The 23,372-nt window shown below is 71.2% G+C and carries 19 protein-coding genes and 1 tRNA gene; 12 read left to right on the forward strand and 8 right to left on the reverse strand.

Annotation, left to right across the window (positions count from 1 at the left end; all coding sequences use genetic code 11):
• Window positions 1-54: 54 nt before the first annotated feature.
• Window positions 55-1,419, forward strand: coding sequence for an MFS transporter (locus tag G127AT_RS00225; RefSeq protein ID WP_342344046.1), 1,365 nt, complete (start codon window positions 55-57; stop codon window positions 1,417-1,419).
• On the opposite strand, the gene G127AT_RS00230 is transcribed toward G127AT_RS00225, so the two are convergent.
• Entirely contained in the window at window positions 1,403-2,614 is a 1,212-nt protein-coding gene (locus tag G127AT_RS00230) for a trans-sulfuration enzyme family protein (RefSeq protein ID WP_210898662.1), read from the reverse strand. The genes G127AT_RS00225 and G127AT_RS00230 overlap by 17 nt on opposite strands.
• Before the next feature lie 109 nt (window positions 2,615-2,723).
• Here G127AT_RS00230 and G127AT_RS00235 point away from each other — a divergent pair, with 109 nt between their 5' ends.
• From G127AT_RS00235 to G127AT_RS00245, 3 genes are all read left to right on the forward strand, one after another.
• On the forward strand, window positions 2,724-3,200 hold the full coding sequence (locus G127AT_RS00235; RefSeq protein WP_210898664.1) for an Lrp/AsnC family transcriptional regulator: 477 nt from the start codon (window positions 2,724-2,726) through the stop codon (window positions 3,198-3,200).
• 135 nt (window positions 3,201-3,335) lie between these two features.
• Window positions 3,336-4,478, forward strand: coding sequence for a VIT1/CCC1 transporter family protein (locus tag G127AT_RS00240; protein WP_210898666.1), 1,143 nt, complete (start codon window positions 3,336-3,338; stop codon window positions 4,476-4,478).
• Between the two features lie 53 nt (window positions 4,479-4,531).
• Window positions 4,532-5,191: a hypothetical protein gene (locus G127AT_RS00245; RefSeq protein ID WP_210898668.1), complete on the forward strand. Its 660-nt coding sequence runs from the start codon at window positions 4,532-4,534 to the stop codon at window positions 5,189-5,191.
• A 37-nt stretch (window positions 5,192-5,228) separates the two neighbouring features.
• On the opposite strand, the gene G127AT_RS00250 is transcribed toward G127AT_RS00245, so the two are convergent.
• The 4 genes from G127AT_RS00250 to G127AT_RS00265 form a co-directional block, all read right to left on the reverse strand.
• Window positions 5,229-6,077 (reverse strand): DUF3097 domain-containing protein, encoded by an 849-nt coding sequence (locus tag G127AT_RS00250; RefSeq protein WP_210898670.1) that lies wholly within the window; start codon window positions 6,075-6,077, stop codon window positions 5,229-5,231.
• Between the two features lie 110 nt (window positions 6,078-6,187).
• Window positions 6,188-9,595: an error-prone DNA polymerase gene (locus tag G127AT_RS00255; protein WP_210898672.1), complete on the reverse strand. Its 3,408-nt coding sequence runs from the start codon at window positions 9,593-9,595 to the stop codon at window positions 6,188-6,190.
• 16 nt (window positions 9,596-9,611) lie between these two features.
• Window positions 9,612-11,195: a DNA polymerase Y family protein gene (locus G127AT_RS00260; protein ID WP_210898674.1), complete on the reverse strand. Its 1,584-nt coding sequence runs from the start codon at window positions 11,193-11,195 to the stop codon at window positions 9,612-9,614.
• Window positions 11,192-12,022 carry a hypothetical protein gene (locus G127AT_RS00265; protein WP_210898676.1) on the reverse strand — a complete coding sequence of 277 codons (831 nt, stop codon included), beginning with the start codon at window positions 12,020-12,022 and terminating at the stop codon, window positions 11,192-11,194. The genes G127AT_RS00260 and G127AT_RS00265 overlap by 4 nt, the downstream gene beginning before the upstream one ends.
• 207 nt (window positions 12,023-12,229) lie before the next feature.
• Between G127AT_RS00265 and G127AT_RS00270 the strand changes: the two genes are divergently transcribed.
• Together G127AT_RS00270 and G127AT_RS00275 are read left to right on the forward strand one after the other, a co-directional pair.
• Complete coding sequence (locus G127AT_RS00270; RefSeq protein ID WP_210898678.1) at window positions 12,230-13,210, forward strand: matrixin family metalloprotease; 981 nt, start codon at window positions 12,230-12,232, stop codon at window positions 13,208-13,210.
• 18 nt (window positions 13,211-13,228) lie between these two features.
• Window positions 13,229-13,669 (forward strand): hypothetical protein, encoded by a 441-nt coding sequence (locus G127AT_RS00275; protein ID WP_210898680.1) that lies wholly within the window; start codon window positions 13,229-13,231, stop codon window positions 13,667-13,669.
• On the opposite strand, the gene G127AT_RS00280 is transcribed toward G127AT_RS00275, so the two are convergent.
• Entirely contained in the window at window positions 13,635-14,891 is a 1,257-nt protein-coding gene (locus G127AT_RS00280; protein WP_210898682.1) for a Fic family protein, read from the reverse strand. The genes G127AT_RS00275 and G127AT_RS00280 overlap by 35 nt on opposite strands.
• A gap of 206 nt (window positions 14,892-15,097) precedes the next feature.
• Here G127AT_RS00280 and G127AT_RS00285 point away from each other — a divergent pair, with 206 nt between their 5' ends.
• Entirely contained in the window at window positions 15,098-17,194 is a 2,097-nt protein-coding gene (locus tag G127AT_RS00285; protein ID WP_210898684.1) for a BCCT family transporter, read from the forward strand.
• A gap of 49 nt (window positions 17,195-17,243) precedes the next feature.
• On the opposite strand, the gene G127AT_RS00290 is transcribed toward G127AT_RS00285, so the two are convergent.
• A tRNA-Leu gene (locus G127AT_RS00290) sits at window positions 17,244-17,329 on the reverse strand.
• Window positions 17,330-17,458: 129 nt separating this feature from the next.
• Here G127AT_RS00290 and G127AT_RS00295 point away from each other — a divergent pair.
• Together G127AT_RS00295 and G127AT_RS00300 are read left to right on the forward strand one after the other, a co-directional pair.
• Entirely contained in the window at window positions 17,459-18,772 is a 1,314-nt protein-coding gene (locus G127AT_RS00295) for a M20/M25/M40 family metallo-hydrolase (protein WP_425305872.1), read from the forward strand.
• Between the two features lie 54 nt (window positions 18,773-18,826).
• Window positions 18,827-19,645: an undecaprenyl-diphosphate phosphatase gene (locus G127AT_RS00300; protein WP_210898688.1), complete on the forward strand. Its 819-nt coding sequence runs from the start codon at window positions 18,827-18,829 to the stop codon at window positions 19,643-19,645.
• Window positions 19,646-19,708: 63 nt separating this feature from the next.
• On the opposite strand, the gene G127AT_RS00305 is transcribed toward G127AT_RS00300, so the two are convergent.
• Window positions 19,709-20,653: a PAC2 family protein gene (locus G127AT_RS00305; RefSeq protein WP_210898690.1), complete on the reverse strand. Its 945-nt coding sequence runs from the start codon at window positions 20,651-20,653 to the stop codon at window positions 19,709-19,711.
• Window positions 20,654-20,705: 52 nt separating this feature from the next.
• On the opposite strand from G127AT_RS00305, the gene G127AT_RS00310 reads away from it, so the two are divergent.
• The 3 genes from G127AT_RS00310 to G127AT_RS00320 are packed head-to-tail and all read left to right on the forward strand — an operon-like array spanning window position 20,706 to window position 23,362.
• Window positions 20,706-21,383: an HAD family hydrolase gene (locus G127AT_RS00310; protein ID WP_244857637.1), complete on the forward strand. Its 678-nt coding sequence runs from the start codon at window positions 20,706-20,708 to the stop codon at window positions 21,381-21,383.
• Window positions 21,380-22,390: a tRNA (adenine-N1)-methyltransferase gene (locus G127AT_RS00315; RefSeq protein WP_210898692.1), complete on the forward strand. Its 1,011-nt coding sequence runs from the start codon at window positions 21,380-21,382 to the stop codon at window positions 22,388-22,390. The genes G127AT_RS00310 and G127AT_RS00315 overlap by 4 nt, the downstream gene beginning before the upstream one ends.
• A gap of 48 nt (window positions 22,391-22,438) precedes the next feature.
• Window positions 22,439-23,362 carry an FKBP-type peptidyl-prolyl cis-trans isomerase gene (locus G127AT_RS00320; protein WP_210898694.1) on the forward strand — a complete coding sequence of 308 codons (924 nt, stop codon included), beginning with the start codon at window positions 22,439-22,441 and terminating at the stop codon, window positions 23,360-23,362.
• Window positions 23,363-23,372 lie beyond the last annotated feature (10 nt).

The following is a 23,372-nucleotide window of genomic DNA, read 5'->3' on the forward strand; positions in this document are numbered from 1 at the left end:
CAGCGACGCTGTGGCATCCACCCCGCGGCATCCACCCCGCGTAGCATGGCGGATATGCGCCAGCGCACGCGTGTGCTCGTCGTCGCGATCGTCGTCTCGTTCATCGCGTTCCTCGACGGCGCCGTCATCAACGTCGCACTCCCCGCGATCGAACGCGAGCTCGGCGGCGGCCTCACCCTGCAGCAGTGGGCGGTCGACGCCTATCTGCTGACGCTCGGCTCGCTGATCCTGCTGGCCGGCAGCCTCTCCGACTCGTTCGGACGTGTGCGCATCATCGTCGCCGGTCTCGCCGTGTTCGGCATCGCCTCCGTGGCGGCAGCGCTCGCCCCCGACGGGGTGCTGTTCGTCCTCGCCCGCGGCGTGCAGGGCATCGGCGGGGCACTGCTCGTGCCGAGTTCGCTGGCGCTCATCATCTCGACGTTCCCGCAGGCCGAGCAGTCTCGGGCGATCGGGCGGTGGACGGCGTGGACGACGGCCGCGTTCCTCATCGGGCCGCTGCTCGGCGGCGTCCTCGTCGACCTCGTGTCGTGGCGGCTCGTGTTCTGGATCAACGTGCTGCCGATCGCCGCGGCGTTCTGGCTCGTCCGGGGCCTGGATGCCGAGGCACGGCCCGAAGCGCGCGCTCGCATCGACTGGGTGGGCGCCGTGCTCGGGGTGGTCGGGCTCGGCGGCACCGTGTTCGCCCTCATCGAGCAAGGCCGCTGGGGCTGGGCTTCACCGGGTGTCTGGGTGCCGCTCGTGGTCGGCGTCGCCGGTCTCGCCGCGTTCCTATGGTGGGAGGCGCGCAGCCCGGCGCCGATGCTGCCGCTCTCGCTCTTCCGTGCCCGCAACTTCGTCGTCGGAAACCTGTCGACCTTCTTCGTGTACGCGGGTTTCTCGCTCGGGCCGTTCGCGATCACGATCTTCCTGCAGGAGGTCGCCGGGTTCTCGGCGACTGCTGCGGGGCTTGCGACGCTGCCGCCGACGGTGCTGATGGTGCTCCTCGGTTCGGTGTTCGGCTCCTGGGCCGGGCGCATCGGTCCGCGCCTGTTCATGTTCGCCGGGCCGTTGCTGTTCGCCGCCGGGTTCCTGTGGACGCTGCAGGTGCACGAACCCGTCGACTACTGGGTGCAGTTCCTCCCGGGCATCGTGCTCTTCGGGCTCGGGATGTCGGTGACGGTCGCACCGCTGACCGCGGCGATCCTCGGCGCCGTCGACCCGGCACGTGCGGGCATCGGCTCAGCGGTGAACAACGCGATCTCGCGGATCGCGGGGCTCCTGGCGATCGCCGGCATCGGCCTCGTCGCCGGCACGGGCCTCGACGTCGGCGGGTACCAGCGCACGGCCGTCGCGACGGCGGTGCTCCTCACGATCGGGGGCATCGTCTCGGGGATCGGGATCCGCAATCCTCCGCGGGAGCGACTCAGCGAGCCCGGCTGAGCGCGACGGGCCGCTCCGAGCCGGCGGCATCCAGCGCGCCGAACAGATCGTCGAGCAGGTCGTCGACGTGCTCGAGCCCGATCGAGAGGCGCACGAGCCCGGCATCGGGTTTCGCGTCGCCGGCGACCGGGCGGTGCGTGAGGGAGGTCGGATGCTGCACGAGCGTGTCGACGCCGCCGAGCGAGACGGCGTGGGTGATGAGCCGGCACGACTCGATGAAGCGGATCGCGGCGGCTTCGCCGCCGGCCAGTTCGAGCGAGACGATCGATCCGGGGCCGGCGAGCTGGCGGGGAATGAGGCCGGCCGGGTCCTGCCCGGGGAGCCCGGGGTAGCGGACGCGTGCGATCTCGGGGCGGCCCTCGAGGCCGGCGGCGATGACGCCGGCGGTCTCCTGCTGCGCCCGGACCCGGATCGGCAGGGTGCGTAGGCCCCGGTGCAGCAGATACGAGCCGAGCGGATGCAGCACGGCACCCGTCAGCGCCCGCACCCGCCGCAGGCGGCCGACCCAGTCCGCGTCCGCGGCGACGACGCCGCCGAGCACGTCGCCGTGCCCGCCGAGGTACTTCGTGGCACTATGCAGCACGAGGGTCGCGCCGTGCTCGACGGGGCGTTGCAGCACGGGCGTCGCGAAGGTGTTGTCGACGAGGACCGGCACGTCGCCGGCCTGCCGGGCGAGCTGGCGGAGATCGAGGAGTTCGAGGCTCGGGTTCGCCGGGGTCTCGACGACGACGAGGCCCGTGTCGGGGCGGATCGCCTCGCCGACGGCATCGGCTTCGGCCCAGGTGACGCGGGTGCCGAGCATCCCGGAGTCGAGTACGTGGTCGGTGCCGCCGTACAGCGGGCGCACGGCGACCACGTGCGGGCGCCCGGACTGCACGACGGCGATGAGCACGGCGGTCAGGGCCGCCATCCCGGAGGCGAAGGAGACGGCGCCGCTCGTGCCTTCGAGCCCGGCGAGGGCCTCTTCGAAGCGGGCGGCGCCGGGCTGCCAGAGTCGCTGGTAGACCGCCGAGCGGTCCTCGCCGAGGTCGGCCCCGCCGGCGAGTTCCTCGTAGGCGAGGCCGCCGTTCTCGACGTCCGGCAGCGGGAACGTCGTGGACAGGTCGATGGGCGGCACATGGGACCCGGATGCGCGCAGGCCTGCGGTGCCGCCGTGCACGGCGCGGGTCTCGAGACGGGACGACGATGTCTGCATCCCTCGACGCAAGCAGATCCTCCGCATATGCTCAAGTAGCGTCGTACGAACGACGGATTCGTCGTGAATGGTCGAATATCCTGCATCCACCCCCGGGGAGGCCCCAGTCATGCCGAAGAAGTCCGACCTCGACCGGATCGACCGGGCGCTGCTCAAAGCGCTCTCGGTGAACGCCCGGGCCTCGGGGGCGGCCCTGGCCGCAGAGGTCAACGTCGCCGAATCTACGGTCTCGCTGCGGCTGCGCCGCCTGCAGGCCAGCGGCTTCATCAAGGGCTTCAACGTCGAGGTCGACCTGCCGGCCCTCGGCGTCACCATCCAGGCGCTCATCGCCGTGCGCCTCGTCAAACACGACCGCAGCGAGATCGACGCATTCCGCGCCGCCGCCCCGCACCTGCCCGGCGTCCTCGGCCTCTTCCACATGGCCGGCGCCGACGACTACCTGCTCCACGTCGCCGCCCGCGACTCCGAGGAGCTCCGCGAGTTCGTCGTCACCCACCTCACCGGGCATCCCGCCGTCGCGCACACCGAGACCAACCTCATCTTCGAATACGCCTCCGGCGACGGCTGGTACGGGCTCGTCACCTGAACGTCGCCGAGCGGATGCCCGAGCCCGCCCGACATCCGCTTCGGCACTCCGAAATGCTGCCAATCCCCGCCCGGGCCGGGCCGGCCGGCCGCCGCGGGCGCTACGCTGGCCTGCGCCCCGAACGGGGCGAACGCGATGCGGCGGGCCCGCGCACGCGCCCGCGAAGGGAAGCCGGTGCCACAGGAACCCGGAAACAGCAGGCCCGGCGAAGCCGCGAGCGGCGCCGACCGCGCCAGGTGGCGCCGCTACCTCGCCGACGAACGCGCCGAGGCTGCCGTCTACCGCGAACTCGCCGAACGCCGCGGCGGCGAGGAACGCGAGATCCTCCTCGCCCTCGCCTCCGCCGAGGGACGCCACGAAGCGCACTGGCTCGCGCTCCTCGGCGGCGACGACACCCGGCTGCCGAAGGCCGACATCCGTACCCGGATGCTCGGGGGCCTCGCCCGCCGCTTCGGCTCCATCTTCGTCCTCGCCCTCGCCCAGCGCGCCGAAGCCCGTTCGCCCTACGCCGACGACCCCGACGCGACGCCCGCGATGGCCGCCGACGAACGCATCCACGGCGAGGTCGTGCGAGGGCTCGCCTCCCGCGGCCGAAGACGCCTGTCGGGCACCTTCCGTGCCGCCGTCTTCGGCGCCAACGACGGCCTCGTCTCCAACCTCGCCCTCGTCCTCGGCATCGGCGCGACCGGGGTGCCGGCCCCCGTCGTCCTCTTCACCGGCATCGCCGGGCTCCTGGCCGGCGCCCTGTCGATGGGCGCCGGCGAATACGTCTCGGTGCGCTCGCAGCGGGAGCTCCTGGCGGCATCCGCACCCGACCCAGACGCCGACCGCGCCGTGCACGACCTCGACGTCGACGCGAACGAGCTCGCCCTCGTCTACCGCGCCCGCGGCATGAGCGAAACCGATGCCGCCGCGCATGCCGGCCGCGTCATCGCCCGCATGCGCGCCCGCACCCCGGCGACCGGCTCCCTCGCCGCCGTCGAAGACCCCGACGAGGCCGTCGGGCAGGGCATGACGGCCGCACTGTCGAGCTTCTGCTTCTTCGCCTCGGGCGCACTCATCCCCGTACTGCCGTACCTGTTCGGCATGAGCGGGATCGGCGCCGTCGTCCTTGCGAGCGTGCTCGTCGGCATCGCCCTGCTCGTCACCGGCGCGATCGTCGGGCTGCTCTCGGGGGCCTCACCGCTGAAACGCGCCCTGCGCCAGCTGGCGATCGGCCTCGGGGCCGCCGCCGTCACCTACCTGCTCGGCCTCGCCTTCGGCACGACGATCGGGTAGCCGTCCGCAGCCGGGGCTGTCGTCGGCACCGGGCACCCCGTACACTCGGCGGCATGACCGACGCCGATGCCGCCGTCCGCACCGCTCGTTCCGATGCCCGCCTGGCCTGGACCGTCGGCGGCGGCCTGCTCGTCGCCGCCGTCGCGATCCCGCCGGCACTCGCGTACGCCCTCCCCGGTTCAGGGGTCGTCGGCGCGGTGTGCCTGGCCGCGGCGTTCCTCCTCTTCGCACTCGGCATCCGCGGTGCCGGCAGCGTGAGCGCGAACCGGCCGCTCGGCACCGGTGCGCTCATCGCGCTCGGCGTCCTGGTGCTCGCCCGGATGATCCTCGACCCCGTGCTCACCGAAGCGCTCGTCTCGAGCGGGCAGTCCGGGCTCGTCACGGCGCTCTCACTCGCCGGCGACCTCGTCGCCCTCGCGCTGGCGCTCATCGCATCCGTGCAGATCCTCCGCGCCGGCATGCTTCCGGCCCCCTGGCACCGGGCGCCGTTCATCGTCGTCCTGGGACTCGCCGGCCTCGGTCTCATCGAAGCGCTCCTCGGTGCGGCCGGCAGCGCCCTCTCCGCGGCACCGGTGCTCGCCGCGTGGATGGTCGGCCTCGACGTGCTGGCGAGGACGTCGGCGGCCGTGTTCCTCGGCGTGCTCGCGATCGTCCTCGCCGACCGGCTGGCCGCCGCACGGCCGGCGCCCCTCGTCGGCGGCCGGGCAGGCTGAAGGCGCCGCCCGACGGGCCGGCCGGTGCCGCGGCGCCCTACGCCGTGACGAAGTCGATGAGCTCCTCGACGCGGCCGAGGAGGGCCGGCTCCAGGTCCCCGTACCCGCGGACCCGGCCGAGGATCCGCTGCCAGGCCCGGGCGATATCGGCCTGCTCCTCGTGCGGCCAGCCGAAGGCCTCGCACACGCCGTGCTTCCAGTCGATGCCGCGCGGCACCACCGGCCACGCCTCCCGGCCGAGGCGGACGGGCTTGACCGCCTGCCAGATGTCGATGAACGGGTGGCCGACGACGAGGGTGGATGCGCCGTGGGGGCCGCGGGCCACGGCATCCGCGATGCGGGCCTCCTTCGACCCCGGCACGAGGTGGTCGACGAGCACCCCGGCCTTGCGGCCCGGCCCCGGCCGGAAGTCGTCCAGCATGGGCCCGAGTACGTCCACACCCTCGAGGTACTCGACGACGACGCCCTCGGCGCGCAGGTCGGCGCCCCAGATCTTCTCGACGAGTTCGGCGTCGTGGCGGCCCTCGACGAAGATGCGGCTCGGCAGGGCCGTCTTCGCCGGGCCCGCCGGTGCCGCGAACGACCCGGATGCGGTCCGAAGCCGCCCGGCCGGCTTCGGTGTGGGCCTGATGAGGGTCACCGGTTCGCCGTCCAGCAGGAAGCCCGTGCCGAGGGGGAACATTCGGCGCCTGCGATGCCGGTCTTCGAGCACCACGGCCTGCTGCTCGATGCCGACGACGGCACCGCAGAATCCGTCGCCGACGAGTTCGACGACGAGGCCCGGCTCGGCTTCGACCCGCGGTGTCGCCTTGCGACCGGCACTCCGCCAGTCGCCTGCGAGCACATCGCTTCCGTATCGGTCCCAGGCGTCGAGCGTGTTCGTCACCCGCTCGACGCTAACGGATTCCCGTGCCCACCGTGGCCGCGGATCGCGCGTGCCGTCGATGCGTCACCGGGATGACCGGAGATCGCCTCGACGCGGCCCGCGCGGCCGCCTCACCGGAAGTCCCGCGAACGCACCGGCGCACCGAGCTCCAGACGCTCGAACCGATCGGCGACGAGATTGATCACCCCCTCCCGGGTGCGCTCCAGGATGCCGCGCACGACGAGCGCCGGCGCTTCCCGGGCCGTGCGCCGGAAACGCTGCCACACCCCCTGGCTCGCGATGACGTTCAGGATGCCCGACTCGTCCTCGAGGTTCAGGAACGTCACCCCGCCGGCCGTCGCCGGCCGCTGCCGGTGCGTGACGACCCCGCCGACCTCGATCCGCCGCCCCGATTCGGCCTCTCGCAGCAGGTCGATCCGCAGCGCTCCGCGGGCATCGAGGCCCGACCGGGCGTAGCGGATCGGATGGTCGTCGGGGGAGAGGCCCGTCGTCCACAGGTCGTACACGAGCTGCTCCTGCGGGCTCAGCAGCGGCAGCAACGGCGGCTGCACCGCGACGACCGTGCCCGGCAGGAACTCCTCGCGGTCCGCAGCCGCCTCGCCGGCGATCCACAGCGCCTCGCGGCGCTCGAGCCCGAAGTCCTCGAAGGCGCCGGCCGCGGCGAGCGCCTCGAGCTGCTCGGCGTTCAGCCCGGCCCGGCGCGACAGATCGTGCAGATCGCGGTACGGGCCGCCCCGCTCCCGTTCGGAGACGATGCGTTCGGCGGCCTTCCGCCCGATCTTCGCGACCCCCGACAGCCCCTGCCGCACGGCGAAGGCGCCGTCGCGGCGATGCTCGCGGCCGCGATCCGGGGCGTCCTGGTCGAAGGGTCCGACGGGCGGCTGCTCGCCGAGGCACGCATCGAGCCCGGTCGCGGCGGTGCGATCCGGCGCGAGGGCTTCCAGCCCGGCATCCACCCCCGAACACGCCAGGTTCGGCCTGAGCACCCGCACCCCGTGCCGGCGCGCATCGGCGACGAGGGTGCGCGGCGAATAGAAGCCCATCGGCTGGGCCCGCAGCAGACCGGCGAGGAACGCCGCCGGGTAGTGCAGCTTCAGCCACGAGCTGGCGTACACGAGCAGCGCGAACGCGATCGCATGGCTCTCGGCGAAGCCGAAGTTCGCGAAGGCGTTGATCTTCTCGTAGATCGAATCGGCATCCGCGCCCGTGATGCCGTTGGCGGCCATGCCCGCATACAGATCGCCCTTCAACCGGTCGATGCGTTCGACGCCGCGTTTGGATCCCATCGCCCGCCGCAGCCGGTCGGCCTGCTCGGCGTCGAAGCCGCCGACGGCCACGGCCATCTGCATGAGCTGCTCCTGGAACAGCGGAACGCCGAGGGTGCGCTCCAGCACCGGCTCCAGTTTCGGATGCAGGTAGGTGATCTTCTCCTCACCCGTGCGGCGGCGGATGTACGGGTGCACGGCACCGCCCTGCACCGGGCCGGGGCGGATGAGGGCGATCTCGACGGCGAGCTCGTAGAAGTCGCGCGGCCGCAGCCTCGGCAGCGTCGCCATCTGCGCCCGCGACTCGACCTGGAACACGCCCACCGAATCGCCGCGGGCGAGCATGTCGTACACGCCGGGCTCCTCGGCGGGGATCGTCGCGAGCTCCCACACCTCGCCCGTCGACTCGCGCACGAGGTCGAAGGTGTGCTGCAGCGCCCCGAGCATCCCGAGCCCGAGCAGGTCGAACTTGACGAGCCCCATCCACTTGCAATCGTCTTTGTCCCACTGCAGCACCGTGCGGCCGTCCATGCGGGCGTGCTCGATGGGGCACACCTCGCCGACGGGCCGGTCGGTGAGCACCATGCCGCCGGAGTGGATGCCGAGGTGGCGCGGGAAGCTCAGCACCCGTTCGGCGAGTTCGACGACCGGCGCGGGGATGTCGTGGTCGTCGCTGGCGATCTCGGCGCCCCAGCGTTCGACCTGCTTCGTCCACGCATCCTGCTGCCCGGTCGAATAGCCGAGCGCCTTGGCCATATCGCGTACGGCACCCTTCGGCCGGTAGCTGATGACGTTGGCGACCTGCGCGGCGTTCTGCCTCCCGTACTTCTCGTAGACGTACTGGATGATCTCCTCGCGCCGGTCGGAGTCGAAGTCGACGTCGATATCGGGCGGTTCGTCGCGCAGGCTCGACAGGAACCGTTCGAACGGCAACCGGTAGCGGATCGAGTCGACCGCGGTGATGCCGAGCACGAAGCACACGGCGCTGCCGGCCGCGGAGCCTCGGCCCTGGCAGAGGATGCCGCGGCGCTTCGCCTCCTGCACGATGTCGTGCACGATGAGGAAGTAGCCGGGGAAGTCGAGCTGCTCGATGACCCGCAGCTCCTGCTCCAGACGATCCCGATGGCCCGCCGGCAGCGGATCCCCGTACCGTTCGGCGGCGCCCCGCCGGGTGAGCTCGGCCAGCCACGACATCGGCGTATGCCCCGCGGGCACCTCCTGCTTCGGCAGATGCGGCCGGGCGCTCCGCAGAGTGAACGCGTGCGAGGCGGCCACCTCGACCGAGAACGCCACCGCACCGGGGTGGTCGCGGAAGCGCTCGGCCATCTCGGCCCCCGAGCGCAGATGGGCGCTGTTCGCCGCCGGCAGCCAGCCGTCGAGTTCGTCGAGGCTGCGGCGGGCCCGTACGGCCGCGAGCGCCGACGCGAGCCGGTATTCGCCGGGCGTCGCATAGTGCACCGCGTTCGTCGCGACGATCGGCAGGCCGGCGTCGCGGGCGAGCCCGGCGAGCGCGTCATTCGCATCCTGATCGCCCGGATGCCCGTGGTCGAAGAGTTCGACGACGACGTGCTCGCGCCCGAAGACCGCGGCGAGCCGGTCGAGTTCGAGCCGCGCCGCCGCCGGCCCGGCCTCGGCGAGCGCGGCGCGGACGCTGCCCTTGCGGCACCCCGTCAGCACCGTCCAGGCGCCGCCGGCGCGTTCGCCGAGCTCCTCGACGTCGTAGACGGGCCGCCCCTTCTCGCCGCCGGCGAGCTGAGCGGCCGTGATCGCCGACGCCAGCCGGTGGTAGCCCTCTTCGCCGCGGGCGAGCACGAGCAGATGCGTGCCCTCGGGGTCGGCCGCGCCGTTCTGCGGGCCGCTCAGCCCGAGCGAGAGTTCGGCGCCGAAGACCGTCTGCAACTCCGGATACGACTCGGCGGCCTCGGCGAAGCGCACGACCCCGTAGAAGCCGTCGTGATCGGTCGCGGCGAGGCCGGTGAGGCCCAACCGGTTCGCCTCCTCCACGAGCCGCTCGGGCGGGGAGGCCCCGTCGAGGAAGCTGAAGTTCGTGTGCGCGTGCAGTTCCGCATAGGGCACGACGGGCCCGGCGACCGCGGCCGGCGGCTCCTCGGGCGGGCGGTATGGATGCCGGGTCCGGCTCCACGCGGGCGAGTCGCCGCCGTCGGCGGGCACCGCCGGCCCGCCCGGGCGCCGCCGCTCCGAGAGGGTGCGTTCGAGTTCCGACCAGGGGATCGGCGGATTGTTCCAGCCCATCAGATGCCTCCCGCCATCAGTCGTACCTCGCTTCGGCCCGCCACCCGGTCTCGTCGAGCACGAGCAGCCATGCCTGTCCGGCGTCGTCGACGAGCTGGAAGCGGTACAGGCGCCTGGCCGCCTCGGCGTCCCACCAGCGTTCGACGACGGGCCACGGCCCCGCCCAGGCCTGCACGCGGCGCTCGCCGCCGTGCGCCTCGTGCGCCCCCTTCGGCCCGTGCTTCCCGGCGGATGCCGGCGGGGCGAAGCGTTCGGGCGGCGCGCTGATGGCGCCGCGCTCGTCGACGCGCACGGGTTCGCCGGCGGCGTCGAGGACCAGCACCGGGGCGCGGTCGCGGAACACGCTCGACGGCGCCTGCCCGGGCAGGCTTCCGGGCCAGGGGCGCTCGCGTGTGGAGGGCGGCAGCCGGTCGCCCCACGGCACGAACACCTGCCGGTCGGCGAGCATGCGGCCGCCGCCGACGGAGCCGGTGACGACGGCGTCGTGGCCGAGCATGCTCTGCACACGGGTGAGGCCGTGGTGCACGCGTTCGTCGGGGCCGCCGCCCCAGAGCCCGGTCTCGTGCGCGGCGGCGTCGTCGACGCGGGCGGGGGCGATGCGCACGTGCGCGATGGGTGCGGCGAGGCCCCGGTCGGCGCTGCCGCCGCCCTGCAGCTGCCAGCGCACCCGGTCGACGACGTCGGCGGCGGTGAACCAGCGGGGGTGCAGCCATTCGCGTTCGGATCGGCCGCCGCGGTCGTCGACGATCTCGACGCGCAGGGCGGTGCAGACGAGTTTCGCCGCCCGCAGCCGGTTCTCGAATTCCTCGGCCCGGGTGCGGAAGGCGAAGGCGAGGGCGTCGATGCGGTCGAGCGGGGGTTCGTAGCGGGCTTCGACCTCATGGTCGGGCGGCGGGGTGCGTGCCCGCACACGGGCGTCTTCGCGAGCGGATGCGCGGGCGTGGGCGAACGCGCCGGCCGCGCCGAAGCGGCGTCGCACATCGGCTTCGGGCAGGGCGGCGAGTTCGCCGAGGGTGCGGATGCCGAGGCGGTGCAGCAGGGTCGCGGTGCGCTCGTCGACGAGGAGGCCGACGGGCAGCGGGGCGATGAAGGCGGCGGCCTCCCCGGCGGGCACGATGCCGGTGCGGCCCGCTGCGCCGCTCGCCCGCGCCGCCTGCTCGGCGGCGAAGGCGCCGTCGGCGATGCCGATGCGGGAGCCCTGGACGCCGGCGCGTTCCGCGGTCGCGAGCAGGGCTTCGGCGGCGGCCTCCTCACCGCCGTAATAGCGGGCCGGCCCGCGGGCGCGCATCGCGAGCGTGCCGGGGCGGATGATCTGCACGCCGGGCACGGTGGCCTCGACGAGTCGGATGACGGGTTCGAAGACGCGGGCGTCGAGGGCGGCGTCGTAGTCGAGCACGGTGAGTGCGGGGGAGCGGAGCTGCGCTTCGCGGAGCTTCAGCCCGCGGCGCACGCCTTCACTGCGGGCGGCGGCCGAGCACGCGTAGACGAGGCCGCGGTCGATGAGGGCGACGGCGGCGTCCGCGTCGAGGCCGGCCTGACTGCTCGCGGCGTGCACGGGCCAGTCGGGGCACCAGAGCACGATCGTGCGTTCGCCGCTCATCCGGCCGCCCGCCGATCCGCGGTCGGGGCGCCGCCGGCGGCGGATGCCGGGCCGCCCCCGTCGATGAGCGCGAGCCGCGCCCCGGCCTCCGGCATCCCCGCCTCCGGCATCCCTGCTTCCGGCATCCCCGCTTCCGGCGCATCGCGGCCGCCCGACCCGGGCAGCGGCATCCCGGGCATCGCCACGGTCGTCCGCCGCACCCGGGCGTCGCGGCCGATGCCGGTGACGACGGCGTCGCGTCCGGCGATCCGCCCGCGCCCGGCGCCGAGCCCCGACCAGTCGCTGCGTTCGAGCCGCAGCCGCGCGTCGGCCTGCGGCCAGTCCCCGGTGGAGAAGAGGACCGTGCCGCGCTGGCGGAGCCTGGCGGCGAATCTCGCGGCGTCGGCCGGGGCGATGCGTGCGGCGGGTCGCACGGCGACGAGCGGGATGACGTCGGCGAGCGCGGCGGTCGCCTGGAACCAGTGCCGCCCGGGTTCGGGCACGAGCACGAGCCGGTCGAGGGCGAGCCCGGCCTGTTCGGCGGCTTCGACGCCGAATTCGGGCAGGCCGACGATCGCGGCCCAGCTTCCTGCGGCGGATGCCGCCGAGAGCGCCGTCATGAGCAGCGCGACCGAGCCCTCCACGACGTAGACCGAGCCCTCGCGCAGGCTTCCGCCGGGCAGCACGGGGGCGAGGGCGGCCGGTGTCGGCACGGCGCGCCCTTCGAGCTTGCGGGCCTCCATGCCGCGGATGCGCGACTGCAGCTCGGCGACCCTGGCACCGGCCGCGCGCGCCGCATCGCCCCGCGGGGCGGGGTCGATGGTGCGGAGCGGAGCGATCACGGTCATACTCCAGTTTCGAACACTTGTTCGATGCTTGCAAGTCGCCGCGCTCGTCACCTCGAACACCTCACGCAGCGCGCCGCAACGCAGCCCCTCGATGCATCAGGAGATTAATAACAAAACTATAACGATAGACGAGCGCGCAGTGCATGTTCCCTTACCATCGGCTGTCAAATACCTGAAAGACAAACCGGACTATCGCAAAGGTGAGTCGTGAAATTCAGCATCGGAATCTATATAGCTGTTCCCATTCTCATGGGAAGCATAGCGACAGCCACGCCGGTGCTTGCTACAGTCTCGGACTGCGGGAACGGTTCCATCACATTGGACCAGATCGAAGATAGTTGCACCGTTCAGTCTGGGATGCACATCAGCCTTCCAGATGGCCGATTGATTGCAGTTCCTGCCGTTGGTGAGACCGTGGTGGCTCAAGCATCAACTACTCACGAAGCCATAGCAGTATCTGAGGTTCAGATCACCAACACCATCACCAGTGGAATTGCCATTCTTTACAATGATGAATGGTACGGCTCAGACGACGCGATCGTAGAGCAGAAGGCCTGGATGGAATCTCGCACGGATACCATTCAGTCATGGTTTACAACAGACCCTCTCAAGTACGAAACTCTTGCAAGCTGCTCGAGCTCCGATTACGAAATCGGCGGCTGGCGATGGCCGAACGATTACAACTGGTACTACAATTCTAGCGATGCTCGTGCGTCCAGTCTTGCCGCCTTCCAAGCGGCAGCAACCGCATGGACCGGAACAATATCCGTATGCAATTACACTGAGTTGTCGAGCGCAGGCGAATACTATGTAGGAGCTACGACAGAAGCTCCGAATCTAACCAAGGACGGTGGATGTTCCACTCGAAGCACTCGAAACGTTGTCGGTTGGGGGGAGCTGCCATCCGGAACACTTGCCGTCACCTGCACTTGGTACAACAGCTATGGCGACGCGCTTGAATCCGACCAGCGCTACAATACCTCATACTCGTGGTCCTCAGCGTCGAGCTGTTCAGGATCAAACTATGACGTGCGAGGAGTCGGAACGCACGAATTTGGGCACGTTTTTGGTCTTGGACACGTAGCGCAAAGCACTGCGTTGGTCATGAAGCCCGCCTCGAGTACATGCGACGTCGCTCAGCGCACTCTAGGCAGAGGTGATCAACTCGGGATAATCACGCTGTACTGACGAGATGAGAAAGACGCGGTGAAACACAGCATCACGGCAGTAGTAATCGGAGCGCTCTGCCTATTGACTGGAATGGTTGGCTGTAGTGACGGGAGAGGCGACCGCAGCGCCGCTTGCTTCGCTTATGTGCACTACGAGACGATTCAAGACGCTGCCAGAGAATCTGAACTCATCGGCCGCGCCACTATTCCCGCAAACGATGATGACAGACAGGACAATGTCATTCAAGTCGTAGTCGAAGATGTGAGGAAGGGCTCACCACAGGTTATTGGGATGAGTGTTTCGATTCATTTGAAGGACGACTGCACCCAGTCTTCAACCATGAAAATGCCTAGTATCCCAGGTGGGGAAGTGATTCTTCTGCTTGTGCCGACTCGTGATGGAGAGTGGAGACCCATCAATCCGACTCAAGGGATCCTTTCTTTCAACTCATCTCTCTATGAATCTCTCGTCCCCTGAATCCTGCAATATTGACGCGCCCGCCGCCGACGCGGTTGCTGCGTTCGGCGAGGGCGACGAGGGCGAGGTAGCGGTCGGCCGTCCAGCAGATCAGCCGGCCCCGCTGGTCTTTCGTGCGCCCGAGGATGCCGGCCTCGGCGAGTTCGACGAGGGCCCGGTGGGCGGCCTGCGGTGAGACGGCCAGCCGCGAGCTGACGGATTCGGCGGTGAGCACGGGCTCTGCGGCGAGGGTGCCGAGGATGCGGCGCACGACGGCATCCCGCCTCGGTTCGGCCGGGTTCGCGCCGCGCGCGCGCCGCACCTCCACGAGCCGCTCGAAGGTATCGCGGTCGAGGGCGGTGATGTCTTCGGCGAGCTCGGCGGCGTTGCCGGCGGCCCGTTCTGCGGCGCGGGCGAAGCCGATGACCCAGTCGTCGATCGCGGGCGGCGCGGCGCGGTAGCCGGTGAGCCCGGCGAGGTAGGAATCGGTGTCGCCGGCGAAGACGGTGCTGATCGGGATGAGCGTGTTCCGCACGGCGTCGGCGCGGCGCAGGATCGTGTGGATGAGCGCGCGGCCGGTGCGCCCGTTGCCGTCGATGAAGGGGTGGATCGTCTCGAATTGGGCGTGTGCGATCGCGGCCCGCACGACGGGATTGCCGCCGGTGTCGGTGACGAAGCCGGCGAGGTCGTCGACGAGCCTCGGCACCTCGGTCTCGGGCGGCGGCACGAACGCGGCGCGCAGCGGCGACCAGCCGGGCCCGCCGACCCAGTTCTGCTCCTGCCGGAGGCCGCGTGCGAGGCGGGGTTCGATGACGTGCTGGAGGTCGACGATGTCGCCTGCGGTGATCGGGCGTGCGCGGTCGGCGAGGCCGGCGATGGCTTCTTCGGTCGCCCGCACGTTCGCGACGACGTCGAGCGCCTGACGCGAGCCCTGCCGGAGCACCTCGGCGATGGCGAGCCGCTTGGGCGTGATGCGATTGCCTTCGATCCACGAGGAGGAGATGGATTCGGATCGGATCAGCAGGTGGTTCAGGTAGCTGCCGCGCGCCCCGACCCGTTCGTCTGCGCGGGCGAGCACGGCCAGGGCGTCCTCGGCCGCCTCCTGCGCTTCGGCGCCGAGGGCCGGCAGCCGGGTGCCGAGTTCGCGCGGAACGTAGGCGCGGTATCGGCCCGGGGCGCGGTCGCGGCGACTGAGCCCGCCGGCGTCCTCGGGATGCCAGAGCCGTTCGACGTAGTCGCCCATGCGCCCCTCCTCTCACCGACATTTCCACTTTAGACCATCTAACAGTGAAATAGCGAGGTCCCGCATCCCTCGGACGAGGGGAGCGGAGGCCGAGGCGCGATCCGGCGAATAGCGGCCGGTCTTCACCGTGCACCGCGCCGACCGTGGCTAGCGTGGAGCCGGTTGCACCTCATCGACAGGGCGGCACGGAAGCGCCCGGACAGGGGATGGACGTGGCGGACGAGCAGCGGCCCCGGCATTCGGCACGACACGCCTCCGAGACCCCGGCGCGATCCGAAGGCCGGGTGAAGAAGGCGCTGAAGCGTGCGGTGGATGCCCCGGTCACCCCGCACCCGGGGCTCATCCCCGGGATCGGCGTCGAGCAGACCGGCACGACGTTCCCCACGAACACGGCGGTGTTCATCGGGGCGGTGGTCGTCACCCTCGGCGTCATCGCCTGGGCGTTCATCTGGCCCGACAACCTCGCCGCGGTCGGTGCGGTCTCCCTCGACTGGGTGACGGTCAACTTCGGCTGGCTGTTCACCGCCCTGGCGATCGCGATCGGGCTCTTCATGCTCGTCGTCGGCTACGGCCGCACCGGCGGCATCCGCCTCGGCGCCGACGACGAGAAACCCGAGTTCTCCACGGGGTCCTGGGTCGCGATGCTGTTCGCCGCCGGCCTCGGCATCGGCCTGCTGTTCTACGGGCCGTTGGAACCCCTGACGTACTTCTTGAGCCCGTCGCCGAGTCAGAGCGTCGACGGCGGGACGAGCGAGGCGGTCCTGCCGGCGATGGCGCAGACCGTGCTGCACTGGGGCCCGATGGCGTGGGCCTTCTACGCCCTCGTCGGCGGCGCCATCGCCTACAACGCCTACCGTCGCGGGCGCGCGCCGCTGATCTCCGCGCTCTTCGAGCCGGTCTTCCCGGGGGCGACGCATCGGGTGCTCGGGCGCATCATCGACTTCTTCGCGATCATCGTCACCCTGTTCGGCACCGCGGTCTCGCTCGGCATCGGCGCGCTGCAGATCCAGAGCGGGTTCGTGATCGTCACCGGCATCGGGCCGCTCGGCAACGCCTTCCTCGTCGGCACGATCGCCGTGCTGACGGCCCTGTTCGTGGGGTCGGCCGTCTCGGGCGTGAAGCGCGGCATCCGCCTGCTGTCGAACACGAACATGATCCTGACCGGCCTCCTCGGCCTGTTCCTCCTCGTCGTGGGGCCGACGGTGTTCCTCCTGAACATCATGCCGGGCAGCCTCGTCGAGTTCGTGGATCAGCTGGGGCGGATGCTCACCCTGAACGCGAACGACGGGGAGGAGGCCGTGGCCTTCCTCGGCTCGTGGACGACGTACTACTGGGCGTGGTGGGTGTCGTGGGCGCCGTTCGTCGGCATGTTCATCGCGAAGATCTCGCGCGGGCGTACGCTCCGCGAGTTCGTCACGACCGTCGTGCTCGTCCCTTCCGCGATCGTGATCGCGTGGTTCGTCGTCTACGGCGGCACCGCGATCTGGATGACGATGCAGGGTGAGGACCTGCAGAGCGGCGGCACGAGCGAGGAGGTGCTGTTCCAGATCCTGCAACGGCTGCCGGTGGGCATGATCACCTCGGTGGTCGCCATGGTCGCCGTCGTCATCTTCTTCGTCACGGCCGCCGATTCGGCCTCGATCGTGATGGGGTCGATGTCGCAGGGCGGGCGGCCCGAGCCGGCGAAGTGGGTGACGATCACCTGGGGCGGGCTGCTCGGCCTCATCGCGATCGCCCTGCTCCTGGCCGGCGGACAGTCGACGCTGTCGGGGCTGCAGGCGCTCATGGTGGTCTCGGCGCTGCCGTTCGCGATCATCATCATCGGGATGATGTTCTCCTGGGCGAAGGATCTGCGCACCGACCCGTACATCATCCGTCGCAAGTACGCGCGTGCGGCGATCGCGCAGGGCGTGCGCCGCGGCATCGACGAGTACGGCGACGACTTCGTGTTCGGTGCGAGCGAGGTGCCGGCCGACGAGGGTGCCGGTGCCGGTTTCGACAGCGAGGACCCTGCGCTGACCGAATGGTATGTGGATGCCACGACCGGCGCCATCGAGACGGTCACGCCCGAGGACGTGCAGCGGACGCTGGAGCCCGGTCACATCCAGCCGCGGGGTGTGGATGTGCCGGAGCGCGCCGCATCGGGCGAGGCGTCGCAGGTCGTCGGCGAGCACCGCAAGAAGCGCCGGAAGCCCGGCGACGCGGCGCCCGGCGAAGACGTGCCCGGCGAAGACGTGCCCGAAGACGGCACCGGCGACGGCGAAGCCGGCGGCACGGGCGACGGCACGGACCGCGAGGAGTGACCTCCGGAAAGCAGAAGAGCCGGACCCGAAGGTCCGGCTCTTCTCCACGTGCGCGAGGGGGGACTTGAACCCCCACGCCCTAATACGGGCACTAGCACCTCAAGCTAGCGCGTCTGCCAATTCCGCCACCCGCGCGTGGTTTCGGGCCCTTCGGTTTCCCTCAGGCCCGAGAGAAGACACTACCACGGATTCCGGGCGCCTCCGACCACGGGCGGGCCCCGGCATCCACCCCGCCGGCCGGCGGCAGCCGATAGCGTGATGGGCATGCCCGAACGCAGCGACGAGACCCCCGAACTCGAGGCCACGGCCCGCATCGCACGCGACCTCATCCGCTTCGATACGACGAACTGGGGCGGCGGCCGCTCCAACGGCGAGGCCGAGGCGGCCGGCTACGTCGAGGCCGAGCTGCAGAAGCTCGGCCTCGCCACGCGCATGTTCGAGTCGGAGCCGGGCCGGGCGAGCGTTCTGGCCCGGGTGCCGGGCGCGGATCCGGCCAAGCCCGCGCTCGTGCTGCACGGCCACCTCGACGTCGTGCCGGCCGACCCGGCGAACTGGAGCGTCGACCCCTTCGCCGGCGAGATCCGAGACGGAATGCTGTGGGGCCGCGGCGCGGTCGACATGAAGGACATGGACGCCATGATCCTCACCGCGCTCGGCGACATCCTCGGCTCCGGTCGGCAGCCCGCCCGCGACGTGATCGTCGGCTTCTTCGCGGACGAGGAGGCCGGCGGGCTGCTCGGTGCCCACTGGCTCGTCGATCACCATCCGGAGGTCTTCGACGGCGCCGCCGAGGCGATCAGCGAGGTCGGCGGCTATTCGATCACGGTCGGCGGGCGCCGCGCCTACCTGCTGCAGACGGGGGAGAAGTCGCTGCTGTGGCTGCGCCTCGTCGCGACGGGGGAGGCGGCGCACGGCTCGCGCCTGATCCACGACAACGCGATCACGCGCCTTGCGGAGGCGGTCGCGCGCATCGGCCGCACGGAGTGGCCGGTGCGTCTGACGGGCACCACGCGCGAGCTCCTCGCGGGCATCGCCGGGGTGCTCGGGGTCGATCCCGTGCGGGTCTCGGCCGACGAGCTGGCCCTGGCGACGTCGGCGTCGGGGTTCATCACCGCGACCCTGCGCACCACGAGCAACCCGACGGGCCTGGCCGCAGGCTACAAGCACAACGTCATCCCCGACCGCGCCGAGGCCCTCATCGACGTCCGCACCCTGCCGGGCGAGGAGGAGGCGGTGCTCGCCGAGCTCCGCGGCATCGTCGGCGACGAGATCCGGATCGAGGTCGTGCACCGCGACGTCGGCCTCGAGTCGCCGACGTCGGGTCCGCTGGTGGATGCCGCCCGCGCCGCCCTGGCCGTGCACGACCCCGGTGCGCCCGTCTTCCCGTATCTGATGAGCGGCGGCACCGACAACAAGGCCCTGAGCCGCCTCGGCATCGCCGGCTACGGCTTCGCGCCGTTGCGGCTGCCGGCCGAACTCGACTTCCCGGGCATGTTCCACGGCGTCGACGAGCGGGTGCCGCTGGACGCACTAGTCTTCGGAAGGCAGGTCCTCCGCGACCTGCTCCTGGAGTACTGACACACCCTCGCGTACCGCACGTACGACCCGACCGGAAGGCGCGGATCCCCACCCGTGTTCGAAGCATTCATCCTCGGCCTCGTCCAAGGCCTCACCGAGTTCCTGCCGATCTCCTCGAGTGCGCATCTGCGCATCGTCGGGGAGCTGTTCCCGAGCGCCGCCGACCCGGGCGCGGCGTTCACGGCGATCGTGCAGATCGGCACCGAGGCGGCCGTCGTCGTCTTCTTCTGGCGCGATATCGTGCGGATCGTCTCCCGCTGGTGGCTCGCGCTGTGGGGCCGCGCCCCGCGGAACGACCCCGATGCCCGCATGGGCTGGCTGATCATCATCGGCTCGATCCCGATCGTGGTGCTCGGCCTCCTCTTCCAGGATCAGATCGAGACGACGCTCAGATCGCTGTGGATCGTCGCGATCATGCTCATCGCATTCGGCGTCCTCCTCGGCGTGGCCGACTACATCGGCGCGAAGCGGCGCGAGCTGAAGGACCTCACGGTCGGTCACGGCGTGATCTACGGTTTCGCGCAGGCCCTTGCCCTCATCCCGGGCGTTTCGCGTTCGGGCGGCACGATCACGGCGGGGCTGCTCATGGGCTACAAGCGGGCGGATGCCGCACGCTACGCCTTCCTGCTCGCGATCCCCGCGGTGTTCGGTTCGGGCTTCTTCCAGCTGTTCAAGAGCTGGGGGCAGCCCTCGGTCTACGGGCCGGTCGAGACGGCGGTCGCCACGGTCGTCGCCTTCGGCGTCGCGATCGTCGTCATCGCGTTCTTCATGAGCTACATCTCCAAGCGCAGCTTCCTGCCGTTCGTGATCTACCGCATCCTCCTCGGCGGCACCCTCATCGTGCTGCTGTCGACGGGCGTGCTGCAGCCGTAGCCTTCGGGTGCGGATGCCGGTGCGTCACGGCATCCGCACCGCTGCGTCGCCTGCGCACGGCCTTCAGCTGCCGGGCTGCGGCCCCCGCCACGGTTCGCCGGCAGTACCGCCGTCGCCGCGGCGCCGCAGGTACTGCTCGAATTCCTGCGCGATGGCGTCGCCGCTGGCCTGCGGCGAGTCGGCCGTGTCCCGGGCCTGCTCGAGCTGGCGGATGTAGTCGCCCATCTCCTCGTCGTCGGCGGCGATGGCATCCACCCCCGCCTCCCAGCCGGCGGCCTCCTCTTCGAGGTCGCCGCGCGAGATCGTCAGGCCGGTCAGCTGCTCGAGCTTGCCGAGCAGGGCGAGCACGGCCTTCGGGCTGGGGGACTGGTGGATGTAGTGGGGCACCGACCCCCAGAGCGTGACCGTGGGGATGCCGGCCTCTTCGGCGGCATCGGAAAGCACGGTGAGGATGCCGACGGGGCCCTCGTAGGTGCTGCGTTCGAGCCCGAGGCTCTGGCGCACCTCGTCGTTGTCGCTCGAGGCGAACACCGTCAGGGGCCGGGTGTGCGGGGCGTCGGCGAGCATCGCGCCGAGCATGATCATGCCGTCGATGCCGGCGGTCAGGGCGGCGTCGACGAGCTCCTGGGCGAAGGCCTTCCAGCTGCGCGCCGGCTCCTGGCCGACGAGGATGTGCAGCTCCTCGGCACCGGGACCGGTGACGGCCTGCGGAGTCTCGCCGGATGCGGGCTTCGGCCCGAGGAGTTTGGCACCGGGCCAGTTCAGGCGCCGCCGCCCGTCGACGGTCTCGACCATGGGCCGGGTGAACTGGTAGTCGAAGTAGAGCTCGGGGTCGATCGAGGCGACCTCGTCGAGATCCAGGCGTTCGATGAGGGCGCGTGCGGCGCCGCTGGCCGCCTCGCCGGCGTCGTTCCAGCCTTCGAAGGCGACGACGAGCAGCCGCCCGCCTCCGAACCCGCCGCTCTGATCCACTCCTGGGTCCTTTCCCGGCCCGGTCGTCCCGGGCATCCCTCCAGAATAGGCCCGCCGCCCGTGGGCGCGGCCCGTAGACTTGCACGTTGTGAGCACCAGCCTTCCCGCCGCGGTCCTGTGGGACATGGACGGCACCCTCGTCGACACCGAGCCGTACTGGTTCGCCGCCGAAACCGAGCTCGTGGAGTCGTTCGGCGGCACCTGGGGCCATGAGGACGCGCTCGGCCTGATTGGCTCGGGCCTCTGGGAGTCGGCCGCGGTGTTCCGGGATCTCGGCGTCGCCCTCGACGACGATGCGATCGTCGAACGGCTGACGGCCGGCGTCCGCGCTCAGTTCGCCCGGCACGGCGCCCCGTGGCGGCCGGGCGCCCGCGAGCTCCTCGAGGCCCTGCGCGCGGCCGGTGTGCCGACGGCGCTCGTGACGATGTCGATCCGTTCGATGGCCGACGACGTCGTCTCCGCGATCGGCTTCGACGCGTTCGACGCGATCGTCACCGGCGATGCCGTCGAGCGTCCGAAGCCCTTCCCCGACCCCTATCTCGAGGGCGCGCGTCTGCTGGGCGTCGACATCGCCGCCTGCGTGGCGATCGAGGACTCGCGGCACGGGGTGGCCTCCGGCGTCGCATCCGGGGCGCTCACGCTCGGCGTGCCGAACATCGTGCCGCTCGACGGCTCGGGTGCGCACGCCCTGTGGCCGACCCTCGCCGGCCGCGGCGTCGAAGACCTCGCCGCCCTCCTCGCCGATCGTGCGGGGGCTCGCGCATGAGCGCCCGCGAGCACGGCGGCCCGTTCCGCGCGGGCGACCGCGTGCAGCTGACCGGCCCGAAGGGGCGCATGCACACGATCGGCCTCGAGCCGGGCGCGGTCTTCCATTCGCACCGCGGCCCGATCCGCCACGACGACATCATCGGGCTGCCCGACGGCTCCGTCGTCGAGAACGCCGCCGGCGTCAAGTACCTCGCGCTGCGCCCGCTGCTCAGCGACTTCGTCATGTCGATGCCGCGGGGTGCGGCGATCGTGTACCCGAAGGATGCGGCGCAGATCCTCGCGCAGGCCGACGTCTTCCCGGGCGCCACGGTCGTCGAAGCCGGCGTCGGCTCGGGGGCCCTGTCGCTCTGGCTGCTGCGCGCGATCGGTCCCGAGGGCCGACTCATGTCGTTCGAGCGGCGCGAGGAGTTCGCCGACGTCGCCCGCGGCAACGTCGCGACCTTCCACGGCGAGGTGCCCGAGAACTGGTCGATCACCCTCGGCGACCTCGCCGAGGCCCTGCCGGAGCAGACCGGGCGGGCCTCGGTCGACCGGGTCGTGCTCGACATGCTCGCCCCCTGGGAGTGCATCGACGAGGTCGCGACGGCCCTGAAGCCGGGCGGCGTGCTGCTCTGCTACGTAGCGACCGTGACGCAGCTCTCGCGCGTGGCCGAGACGATCCGGGATGCCGGCTGCTTCACCGATCCCGTCTCCACCGAGACCCTCGTTCGCGGGTGGCACGTCGAGGGCCTGGCCGTCCGCCCCGACCACCGCATGATCGCCCACACGGGCTTCCTCATCACAGCCCGGCGGCTCGCGCCGGGAACCGAGCTGCCGCAGTTGAAGCGGCGCCCCTCGAAGGGCGAGTTCAGCGATGAGGACGTCGAGATCTGGACGCCGGGGGCCCTCGGCGAACGCCAGGTGAGCGCGAAGAGCCTCCGCAAGCGCGCCCGGGCCGCCTCCGCGGCCGCCGCACAGGTCGAGCACGGCCGGGACGAGGCGTCGCCCTCCGATGAGGCGCGTTAGGCTGTGCTGGGTCCGTTCCCATCCGTCCGAACGAAGAATCGAGGATCTGTGCGCTCGAAGATCGCCGCGCTCGCCGGCATCGGCCTGATCGCCGCCGCTCTCACGGGGTGTGCGACCGCTTCCGCAGACTCCGCGCCGGGTTCCTCGTCCGAGGCCGTCACGGCCACCGGCGAGTTCGGCACCGCGCCCGAGGTCGAGTTCCCGACGCCGCTCATGTCGAGCCGCACCGAGTGCAGCGTCCTCATCGAGGGCGACGGGGAGCCGATCACGGGCACGCAGTACGTGCAGGGCGCGGTGACGTTCCTGAACGGTGCGACGGGGCAGGTCATCCAGGCCGCCGGCTACGACGACGCCCCGGTCGAGCTGCCGCTCGGGCAGTTCCCGCCCGGAGTCGCCGACGGCATCTCCTGCGGCAGCGAGGGCGGCCGCGTCGCGATCGTGATCCCGCCGGACGAGGGCTACGGCCCGCAGGGCATGCAGCTCGGCCTCGACACGGAGGATCGCCTCGTCCTCGTCGTCGACATCGTCCAGGCGTTCCCGCCGCGGGCCGACGGCGCCGTGCAGCTTTCGAAGGACGGCTTCCCGGCGGTCGTGCTCGCGCCCGACGGGCGCCCGGGCATCACGGTGCCGAAGAAGGATGCGCCGGAGGAGTTCGACTCCGAGGTGCTGAAGGCCGGCGACGGCGAGACCGTGCAGGACGGCGACCGCGTCGTCGTGCACTACACGGGTGTGCTGTGGGACGACAACACGGTCTTCGACTCCTCGTGGGAGGACGGTGCGCCGGTCGCGTTCCAGGTCGGCGAGAACGGCGAGGTCGTCCCGGGGTTCTCGAAGGCGATCGTCGGGCAGCAGGTCGGTTCGCAGGTCGTGGCGATCATCCCGCCCGAAGACGGCTACGGCGATCAGGTCGCCGGATCCATCCCGGCCGGCTCGACGCTCGTCTTCGTCATCGACATCCTCGGCATCGCCTGATTCCCACCTC

This window comes from Agromyces archimandritae (assembly GCF_018024495.1).
Taxonomy (GTDB): domain Bacteria; phylum Actinomycetota; class Actinomycetes; order Actinomycetales; family Microbacteriaceae; genus Agromyces; species Agromyces archimandritae.